Genomic DNA, 8,939 nt, shown 5'->3' on the forward strand with positions numbered 1-8,939 from the left:
CGCACCCCCGCCCACGGCCACCGGCCCGACCTGGATCCGGCGCGAGACGCGCCGGGTGGCCAGGGGCCGGGCCGGGACCTCGGGGAGCCCCAGAGAGACAGGCTCACTGACGGTCATGACGTCACCCGTTGCTTCCGGCGACCGTCTCGCGGGCTGCGCGCAGCGACTCCTTCAGGGAGCCCATGGTCGCCAGGACGGCGGTCGGCTCGTAGCCGCAGTGCGCCATGCAGTTGGCGCAGCGCGGATCCTTGCCGCGGCCGTACTTGTCCCAGTCGGTCTCCTCGATCAGCTCCCGGTACGTGGGGACGTACCCGTCGCTCATCAGGTAGCAGGGGCGCTGCCAGCCGAACAGGGAGTAGTTCGGGATCGCCCAGGCGGTGCACGGGAAGTCCGCCTTGCCCTCCAGGAAGTCCAGGAAGAGCGGGCTGTGGTTGAGCCGCCAGCGGCGCCGGTTGCCGCCGGCGAACGCCTTCTTGAACAGCTCCCTGGTCTGCTCGACGCCCAGGAAGTGCTCCTGGTCGGGGGCCTTCTCGTAGGCGTAGGCGGGCGACAGCATCATCTCGTCGACCTTGAGGTCGTCGTTGAGGAAGTTGAGCACCTCGATGATGGTCTGCGGGGTGTCGGTGTTGAAGAAGGTGGAGTTGGTGGTGACCCGGAAGCCGCGGCGCTTGGCTTCCTTGATCGCTTCCACGGCCTCGTCGAAGACGCCTTCCTTGGCCACGGACTCGTCGTGCCGCTCGCGCATGCCGTCGATGTGCACCGCGAAGGCGAAGTACGGCGAGGGGGTGAACTTGTCCATCTTCTTGCGCAGCAGCATGGCGTTGGTGCACAGGAAGACGTACTTCTTCTTGGCGACGAGCTGGCGCACGATCTCGTCGATCTGCGGGTGCATCAGCGGCTCACCGCCGGCGATGGAGACCATCGGGGCGCCCGATTCCAGTACGGCGCCGACCGCCTGGGCAACCGGCATCCGCTGTTTCAGCACGCCGGCCGGGTGCTGGATCTTGCCACAGCCCTCGCACTTGAGGTTGCAGGCGAAAAGCGGCTCCAGCTCGACGATGAGCGGGAACTTCTCACGCCGCCGGAGCATTTTCTGTTCAAAGAGATAGGTCCCGACCCTGATGGTCTGACGGAGCGGCATGGCCATCTGGCTCACCTCCTGGGGAGCAGCAAAGAACGGTGCCATTCAAAGAAAACGGGAAGGACGGCACGCAAGACGCGGAAGGCCGATATTCCCCCGCGTATGGTGCCGATTCGGACCAGTTCATGCTCTGGAGCGTCCACGACCACCCGGACGGCCGCAACCGGGCGGGGCCCGGCGCGCAGCGCGCTGCCGAGCGTCGCGGCGGACTCCATGTCCACGGCGACCGCCCCGGCGGCGTGCAGCGCGGCCCGCTCGGTGCCGCGCACGACGTGGTCGCTGCCGAGCAGCAGCCCGCTGTGCACGGTCAGGCCCCGTTCCTTCAGGGCCGTGAGCAGTGCGGCGTTGTCCCGGCAGACGCTCTCGGGACGGTCCGGCCGGTGCTCGCGGGTGGTCTCGGCGACGACCACGTCACCGGGGCGCATGCCCGGTGCGAGGCCGGCGCAGAAGCCGCTGGCGACGACCGGCGAGGCGGCGGTGGGCGAGCCGGCCGCGAGCGCGGCGCCGACGGCCCGCTCCGCCGCCTGCGGGCCCATGCCCGTACGGAGCACGGTGACGCCCTGGCCGCCGCGCAGCGCGAAGCGCTCGATGCCGAGCGCGCAGGCGACCAGCAGCGGTGGCGGCGGGCCCGGTGCCGGGCCGTCCGGGTCGGTCATCTAGGACCCCGGAGTGGCCCCGGCCGGACCGCCGCCCAGATAGCGGCCCAGGGCCGTGAGCGGGAAGACCTGCCGGTAGAGGTGGTAGTTGATGGAGAAGTCCCAGGGGAATCCGGTACCGGTGAAGTAGGGCTCGTCCCAGGAGCCGTCCGGGCGCTGCGTGGCGGCCAGATACCGCACGCCGCGCTCCACGGCCTTGCTGTCCCGCTCGCCGGCCGCGAGCAGCGCCATCAGCGCCCAGCCGGTCTGCGAGGCCGTCGAGGCGCCGCGCCCGATCCATTCCCGGTCGCGGTAGGAGCGCTGGTCCTCGCCCCAGCCGCCGTCCTCGTTCTGCACGGACGTGAGCCAGTCGACGGCGCGGCGGATCGCGGGGTGCGAGACCGGGAGGCCGGCCGCGGTCAGCGCGGGCAGTACGGACCCGGTGCCGTAGAGGTAGTTGGTGCCCCAGCGGCCGAACCACGCGCCGGTCGGGTCCTGCTCGGCCAGCAGCCATTCGATGCCGCGCCGGATGCGCGGGTCGTGCGTCTGCCCGACGTCCGCGGCCATCTCCACGACGTGCGCGGTGACGTCGGCCGACGGCGGGTCGATGACCTCGCCGAAGTCGCAGAAGGGCAGCCGGTCGGGGAAGGGGCTGGTGTTGTCGGCGTCGAAGGCGCCCCAGGCGCCGTTCCCGGACTGCATGCCGAGGTTCCAGCGCACGGCGCGGCGTACGGCGTCCTCGACGCGCTGCGGGTCGGGGTGCTCGACGCGGCGCAGCGCGAGGACGACCTCGGCGGTGTCGTCGATGTCGGGGTAGTTGTCGTTCTCGAACTCGAAGGCCCAGCCGCCGGGCGGCAGCGTCGGCCGGCGGACGGTCCAGTCGCCGGGCCGGAGGACCTGCTCGTTCAGCATCCAGTCGGCGGCCCTGACCAGCTGCGGGTGGTCGCGGGGCAGGCCCGCGTCGGCGAGGGCGATGGTGGCGAGGCAGGTGTCCCAGACCGGGGACTGGCAGGCCTCGATCATGCGGACGGGGGCGCCCTCGGCGTCCTCGCGCCAGACGGCGAACCGGTCCAGCGAGGCCAGGCCCTCCCGGAGCACCGGGTGCTCGAGGTCGTAGCCCAGCAGGTGCAGCGCGATGACCGAGTAGACCGCGGGGGGCTGGATGCCGCCCCAGCAGCCGTCGTTCTCCTGCCGCTCGATGATCCAGCGGGCCGCGGCACGCATGGCGCTGCGGCGCAGCCGGCGCGGGGCGACCTTGTGGTACGCGTGCAGGGCCCTGTCCAGCCGCTGGAAGACGCCGTCCCAGGTGGTGAGGGGGGCGAACGGCCGCGGCGGGTTCGGGGCGTGCGGATCGGTGTGCAGCTCGTCCAGCGCGAAGGGCGCGGGGCGCACCGGCCGCTTGGCGGAGACGATCGTCAGCGGGACGATGGTCTGCCGGGCCCAGCAGCCGAAGTCGTAGATGTTGAGCGGGAACCACTTCGGGAGGGCGATCAGCTCCGGCGGCAGGTCGGGCAGGTCCTCCCACTTCCACCAGCCGAAGAGGGCCAGCCAGATGCGGGTGAAGACGCGGGAGGCGGCGATGCCGCCCTGCTCGCGGACCCAGGCGGACGCCCTGGCCATGTGCGGCGCGTCGGGCGCGTCGCCCGCCAGGCGGAGCGCGACGTAGCCCTCGATCGTGGTGGACAGGTCGCCGGGCCCGCCGTAGAAGGTGGCCCAGGTGCCGTCGTCCCGCTGCTCGCCGCGGATGTGGCGCGCGGCGGCCTCGGTGGTCTTCTCGTCCCTGATGCCCAGGAACTGGCGGAGCATCAGGTCCTCGGCGTCCATCGTCACGTTGGTGTCGAGGTCGCCCTTCCACCAGCCTGCGGGGTCCTGGCGGGAAAGGAGGTACTCGGTGGCCCGGGCGGTCGCCTGCCGCGCCGCGCCCGTCACGTCGTCGGGCGCCGGGAGCGGGTCCAGGAGGGCCTGGTCGGTGGTCTCAGCGGCGGCGTCACCGGCCGAGGGGGACCGGGGCGGCAGGGCCCCGGTGCTTCCGTCGGTCGTCGCTGTCATGGCTTCCCCTTCTGCAGTGATCAAACGTGAATGCATGGGGCTTCCGTCGGCCGGGCCGGGCCCCGGCACGGCACACCGGGGCGGCCGGCACCGGCCGGCGACTGCGAACTAAATCGGGGTAATCGTGATCATCTCTTCCGTACGACGACGAAGTCCGCGAGGGCTGTGAGCTGGGCACGGACCTCTTCGGGCATATCGATCTCATCGAGCGCGGCGAGCGCGGTGGCGTGCTGGCGGCGGGCCTCCTCCGAGGTCCACGCGCGGCCACCGGCCTCCTCGATGAGGGCTGCGCGGGAGGCGAACTCCGCCTCCGTGAAGTCGGCGATCTCGGTGTCGCTCTTCTTGGCGTCGTCGGCCAGGATGCGGGCGAGCTTCTCGGACGCCGGGCCCCCCGCGTCCAGCGCCGCGACGACCGGCAGCGACTTCTTGCGCTGCCGCAGGTCGGACCAGGTCTGCTTGCCGGTGGCCTCGGGGTCGCCCCAGATGCCGAGCAGGTCGTCGACGGCCTGGAAGGCGAGGCCGAGGTGGTAGCCGTACTTCTCCAGGGTGTCGGCGGTGCGGTCGTCGGCGCCGCCGAGCACCGCGCCGATGGAGACGGCGCACGCGAGCAGCGCGCCGGTCTTGTTGCCCTCCATCTCCAGGCACTCCGCGACAGTGACCCGGTCGCGGTGCTCGTAGGAGATGTCCTGGGCCTGACCGTCGATCAGCTTGCGGGTGGCGACGGTGAGCCGGCGCGTGGCGCGCCCGGCGTCCACGGTCTCCAGCTCCAGCAGGATCTCGTTGGCGAGGGCGAAGAGCGCGTCACCGACCAGGATGGCCTGCGCGGGGCCGTGCACCTTCCACACCGTGTCGCGGTGCCGGCGCTGCTCGTCGCCGTCCATCAGGTCGTCGTGCAGCAGCGAGAAGTTGTGCACCAGTTCCACGGCGACGGCGCCCGGGATGCCGACCTCGGGCGCTGCGCCCGCGGCCTCGGCGGAGAGCAGGGCGAGGGCCGGGCGTACGGCCTTGCCGCCGTCGCCCGCCGAGGGTGCCCCCGCGGCGTCGATCCAGCCGAAGTGGTACGCGGCTACGGTGTCCATGGGTGGCGCGAGCCGGTCAACGGCGGCCCGCAGCACCGGAGTGGCGAGCCTGCGCCCGCGGTCCAGGAGTGCGGCCACGCCCTCGGTATCGATTACTGGGGAAGCCGGATTCACGGTTTCTCCTCTGTTTCCGGTGCTCGTGCTCGTGCGAGCGCGCGTACTCGTTGTCATGCCGCCTCCTGGGGCAGTGATCCCTGGGGGAAGCCGAGTTCGGTGAGTGCCTCGCGTGCGGCACTGATGCCACTGCGAACAGCGCTTTCCATGGTCGCGGGCCACCCGGTGGCGGTCCACGCACCGGCCAGGTACAGGCCGGCGGACTGGGTGCGGGCGGCGGGCCGGAGCCGGCCGACGCCCGGTGCGGGGGCGAACGTGGCGGTGCGCTCGCGGGTGACGAAGAAGTCGCGGACCTTGGCGCCGCGCGCTGCGGGCAGCACGCGCGCGAGCTCCGGGAGGTACCGCTCGCGCAGCACGCCGACGGGGAGGTCGATCTCGTCCTGCGCTGCGGACTGCGAGACGGCGAGGTACTGGCCGCCGCCCTGCATGCCGGAGGCGTCCGTACGGTCGAAGACCCACTGCAGCGGCGAGCCGAGCGTCGCGAAGAACGGGCGGCGCAGCACCTTGCGGTCGTAGAGCACGTGGACGTTGAGGATCGGGGCCGTACCGATCTCCAGCAGCCGGTCGGGGTGCTCCAGCGCGCCGGGCGGCAGGAGGCCGTGCGTCTCGCGCTGCGGCAGGGCCAGCACGACGGTCTCGGCGGACAGCTGCTCCTGGCTGTGCGGGCCGTTCTCGACGGTGACCTGCCAGCGCCGCTCGTCGGTGCGCGTGACGGCGGTGGCGCGGGTACGGGTCTCCACCCGCACCCCGGCCTTCTCCAGCGCCGTCCGGGCGAGGCCGTCGTGCACGTCGCCGAGCGGGACGCGGGACCAGCCGATGTCGGCGGCGCCGGGGTCGGAGAGCAGGCCGGTCTTGAAGACCATGGCGGCGAGCCCGGCGGAGGCGTCGCCCGCGCGGGCGTTGAGCGTGGCGACGCCGACCAGGTCCCACAGGGCCTCGACGGCGCGCGGGGTCTGGCCGTGCCGGGCGAGCCAGCTCGCGAAGTCGGTGCGGTCCAGCGCGGGGTCGGCCGGGTCCAGGCCCTTCAGGGCGAGCGCGGCGCGGCCCACGGAGGCCCGCTCGGCGAGCGAGAGATGCGGGTAGGTGGCCAGGCTCGCGGCGAGGTGGAGCGGTACGGGCAGGCTGGTGCGGCGCAGCCGGCCGAGGCGGGCGCCGGCGGCGGCCCGCGCGGGGTCGGCGTCCAGCACCGGTACGTCCAGCCGGTCCTGGAGGGGCATCAGGTGCGCGCCGCCGACCCGCTCCAAAAAGTCCCGGTAGGCGGTGCAGCAGCGCAGGTAGACGTGCTGGCCGTTGTCGACGCTGAGCTCGCCGGCCGCGGAGTCGCGGCGGAAGGAGAAGGCGAGGCCGCCCAGGCGCGGCCGGCCCTCGACGAGGGTGACGCGCAGCCCGGCGTCGGCGAGCGCGAGGGCTGCCGTGGTGCCCGCGAGGCCGCCGCCGACGACGACCGCCGCGGCGCCCCCGCCGCCGGGAGCGTCCGTGGTGACGTGCGGGGCCGGCCGTGTGTCGGCGGAAGTCATGCGTCCTCCCGGGTTGCTGCTGTCATGGACGCAGCGGTTCCCCTGGGGGTTGCCCGGGGTTCCGGGGCGTGCGCGACATGAGCGTACGCGGGCGCACACCGGTTCACGGGGAGTGTCATCCGCGCCTCCTGACGGCCTGTCGCCTGCCGATGGCCCGCGCGTCCAGCCCGGAGAGACCGCGGACGGCGACGAACGCCTTCTCGTGGCCGGGCAGCGAGACCCGGCCGCGCAGCACGGCCCCGGGGTCGTCGGCGATGCGGCGGAGCAGGCGGTGGTAGATGCCGGCCATGGCGGCGACGCAGGCGCCGCTGCGCCGGTCGAGCATGGGCAGCAGCCGGAAGCCCTCGGCGAACAGGGCGCGGGCCCGGCGTACTTCGAAGTGGACGAGTCCGGTGAAGTCCGCTCCCGGCGGTGGCACCGGGCCGTGGAAGCCCGCGGCGCAGCCGAACTTCTCCAGGTCCTCGGTGGGCAGGTACGTCCGGCCGTTGCCCGCGTCCTCCCGCACGTCCCGGAGGATGTTGGTCAGCTGCAGTGCGAGCCCCAGCGTATCGGCGTACTCGGCGGCGCGGTCGGCCTCCGGCGCGCCGGGCACGGTGCCGAAGACGCCGAGCGAGAGGCGGCCGATGGCGCCCGCGACGCAGCGGCAGTAGACCTTGAGGTCGTCCCAGGTCTCGTACGTCTCGCCGCGCACGTCCATCAGGACGCCGTCGATCAGCTCGTCCAGACCGCCCAGCGGCAGCGGGAAGCGCTGCGCGGCGTCCGCGAGCGCGACCGCGACCGGGTCGGTGTCGTCCTCGGCGACCTCGCCGTCCTTTATGCGCGCGAGCACACCACGGGTCTCCGCGAGCCGCTGTTCCTTCTCGGCCGTCGCCAGCGCCCCGTCACCGATGTCGTCGACCCGGCGCGAGAACGCGTACAGCGCCGACATCGCCTGTCGCTTGTCGGCCGGCAGCAGCCTGATTCCATAAGCGAAGTTGCGCGCCTGCTGCCCGGTAACGGCCTCGCAGTAGCGGTACGCAGCGAGCACCGGCGCGGACACGTGTGCGGTTGCCTCCACGGTCCGACTCACCCCTCTCTTCGCAGTGTCGCCCCTACCGCGCGCAGCAGACCGAGCTTGCTGGGCTTGGGCGGTCCAGGGAGGACGTCGTGATCGGCGGCCGCCACCGCGTGGAGGGCAGCGCGTCCGCCGGCGACGAAGCCGGAGAGCAGCAGCTTGAGTCTGCCGTGGACGCTACCCACCAGCGGGGCACCTTCATTCAGCAGGTCACGGGCGCGTTCCGCCTCGAATGCAACCAGCGCACGCACCTGCGCGCCCCCTCTCGGCGCGGCCAGATCGGTTTCCGACACGCCGAAGCGCTTCATGTCCTCGGCGGGGAGGTAGATGCGGTCCCTCCGGAGGTCCTCGGCGACGTCCTGGATGTGCTCGACGATCTGGAGGGCGGTGCAGATGGCGTCCGAACGGCGGACCCGCTCGGGCGTGGTCGTACCGGTGATGCCCAGGACCAGCCGACCCACGGGGTTGGCGGACAGCTCGCAGTAGTCCAGCAGGTCGGTGTAGGCGGGGTAGCGGGTGATCTGCTGGTCCTGCCGGTTGGCGGCGATCAGGCGGACGAACGGCTCGGGGCTCAGGGCGCAGCGCCGTACGGTCGGGCCGAGGCGGCGCATGAGGGGGTGCCGGGGGCCGGGCGCGCGGTCGCTGTAGACCCGGCGCAGGTCGGCCTCCAGCGCGTCGAGCATCGCGAGGCGGTCCCCGGCCTGTGCGCGGTCGAGGCCGAGCAGGACGGCGTCGGCCCCGCCCGGTGCGAGGTCGCCGTCACCGATGTCATCGACCAGGCGTGCGAATCCGTAGACGGCCATCAGGTCCGCGCGCCAGGCGCGGGGCAGGAAGAACGGCGCGACGGGGAAGTTCTCGTGCGCGGCCTTGTCGAGGACGGCGCGCTCGGGCGCGGGCGCGACAGGCTCCGGGCTCACCGGAGGCTGCCCGGCGCGTTCCGGAGCCGGAGAGATCCCGTAGCCATTGCCGTCACGTCTCCCGTTCTACACCGCCACGCTGAAACTTCATATTTCGGACACGCCGCAGCGCGCGACCCGTCCGATCAGGGCGTCCATCGCCGCCGTCGGACCATATTGCCCGACTTGTACCACATGTGCCGTTCGGCGCCTGTACAGCTTACGCCGTACATCTCACGCTCGTCCGAGGGGGTACCGAACCGCGCAGCAACGATCCGGACAACTCCACCGGGTGGGCAACTGTTCCCCGGGGAGCCAGAGTTGACCATCTTTTGGTGCCGGAGTTGACCGTCTTTTGCGCACGGAGGGCCCCCGCGCGCAGCCGCGCGGAGGCCCTTCGCCGAAACCGGTTACTTGCCCGTTTCCTTCTCGTAGGCCTTGAGCACTTCGTCCG

Annotated in this window: 7 protein-coding genes; all 7 read right to left on the reverse strand. The window is 72.5% G+C overall.

Going from position 1 to position 8,939, the window contains the following annotated elements:
- Positions 1-121 precede the first annotated feature (121 nt).
- Positions 122-1,147 (reverse strand): adenosyl-hopene transferase HpnH, encoded by a 1,026-nt coding sequence (hpnH, locus tag C3486_RS35340; protein ID WP_103836960.1) that lies wholly within the window; start codon positions 1,145-1,147, stop codon positions 122-124.
- 5 nt (positions 1,148-1,152) lie between these two features.
- Positions 1,153-1,797 (reverse strand): 1-hydroxy-2-methyl-2-butenyl 4-diphosphate reductase, encoded by a 645-nt coding sequence (locus C3486_RS35345; RefSeq protein WP_103836961.1) that lies wholly within the window; start codon positions 1,795-1,797, stop codon positions 1,153-1,155.
- Complete coding sequence (gene shc / locus C3486_RS35350) at positions 1,798-3,825, reverse strand: squalene--hopene cyclase (protein ID WP_103836962.1); 2,028 nt, start codon at positions 3,823-3,825, stop codon at positions 1,798-1,800.
- 128 nt (positions 3,826-3,953) lie between these two features.
- Positions 3,954-5,075 carry a polyprenyl synthetase family protein gene (locus tag C3486_RS35355; protein WP_103836963.1) on the reverse strand — a complete coding sequence of 374 codons (1,122 nt, stop codon included), beginning with the start codon at positions 5,073-5,075 and terminating at the stop codon, positions 3,954-3,956.
- Positions 5,072-6,535 (reverse strand): hydroxysqualene dehydroxylase HpnE, encoded by a 1,464-nt coding sequence (hpnE, locus tag C3486_RS35360; protein ID WP_103836964.1) that lies wholly within the window; start codon positions 6,533-6,535, stop codon positions 5,072-5,074. Before hpnE ends, C3486_RS35355 begins: the two co-directional genes overlap by 4 nt.
- Before the next feature lie 115 nt (positions 6,536-6,650).
- The gene (gene hpnD, locus C3486_RS35365; protein ID WP_103836965.1) at positions 6,651-7,604 is read right to left on the reverse strand and encodes a presqualene diphosphate synthase HpnD; all 954 of its coding nucleotides are present in this window, start codon (positions 7,602-7,604) and stop codon (positions 6,651-6,653) included.
- Complete coding sequence (hpnC, locus tag C3486_RS35370) at positions 7,601-8,506, reverse strand: squalene synthase HpnC (protein ID WP_103836966.1); 906 nt, start codon at positions 8,504-8,506, stop codon at positions 7,601-7,603. Before hpnC ends, hpnD begins: the two co-directional genes overlap by 4 nt.
- Positions 8,507-8,939 lie beyond the last annotated feature (433 nt).

The sequence above is a fragment of the Streptomyces sp. Ru73 genome (genome assembly GCF_002920575.1).
Taxonomy (GTDB): domain Bacteria; phylum Actinomycetota; class Actinomycetes; order Streptomycetales; family Streptomycetaceae; genus Streptomyces.